The sequence below is a fragment of the Caldimonas tepidiphila genome (assembly GCF_003569765.1).
Classification (GTDB): Bacteria; Pseudomonadota; Gammaproteobacteria; order Burkholderiales; family Burkholderiaceae_C; genus Caldimonas; species Caldimonas tepidiphila.
Window position 1 is genome coordinate 1 of sequence record NZ_KZ983981.1, and the last position, 872, is coordinate 872.

General features: G+C 64.9%; 1 protein-coding gene. It reads left to right on the top strand.

What is annotated here, in order from left to right; translation table 11 throughout:
• Window positions 1–178: 178 nt before the first annotated feature.
• Window positions 179–872: ISAs1 family transposase (locus D3A59_RS04150; protein ID WP_119153648.1), on the top strand; the 694-nt coding region annotated here is incomplete at its 3' end.

Here is an 872-nt window from a genome sequence, read left to right on the forward strand (position 1 = left end):
TGCCGCTGAGGGGGCGAGGGAGATTGGTATGGAGCCATAAGCTGTATCGTAATTTGAGTAGCCGTCGGGGTCGAGAGCCAAGGCCGTTCACTGCTGATCAGGGCTGTGGCCGCTGAGTGAACCGGCGGGGTCGTGCCTTGCTGCGAAGCCCGGACACGGACCAAGCAGCGAGGACGAGATGAGCACATTGAGGCAATGCCTGGGACAGGTGAGCGATCCCCGGCGCGCGCAGGGCAAGCGCTACGACCTGGAGCATGTGCTGCTGTACTGCGTGCTGGCCGTGGTGTCGGGTGCAACCTCGTACCGCAAGATCCACATCTTCATTGACACGCACTGGCCGCGGCTCAACGAGGTGTTCGGCAGTCGCTGGAAGCGCGCGCCGGCCTACACCGCGGTGCGCAAGATCCTGCAGGGGCTCGATGCGGCGCAGCTCGAAGGCGCCATGCGCAGCCTTGCGACCGAGCAGGTGCAGCAATTCACCCCGGCCTCGGCCCGCTCGCTGGTAGCGATCGACGGCAAGGCGCTGCGCGGCAGCCTCGACCGATTGGAGGACAGGCAAGCCGCGCAGGTGCTCAGCGCGCTGGCCGTCAACGAGCGCGTGGTGCTCGGGCATGTGCTCATCGAGGACGCCGACAAGGACTGCGAGCTCGCCGCCGCGCAGCGGCTCATCGAGCAGCTCGGTCTGGCGGGCGTCGTCTACACGCTCGACGCGCTGCATCTCCAAAAAAACGCTGGAGCAGGTCTTGGCCAGCGGAGCGCAGTGTATCCGTCCGGCCAAGTCACATTGAACATGGGTAGCCGGTCGAGGATGCTTGTGTCCACGGACAGATGCGTGGACACATGGACACTTCACACAACGAGCATGGTGTTGC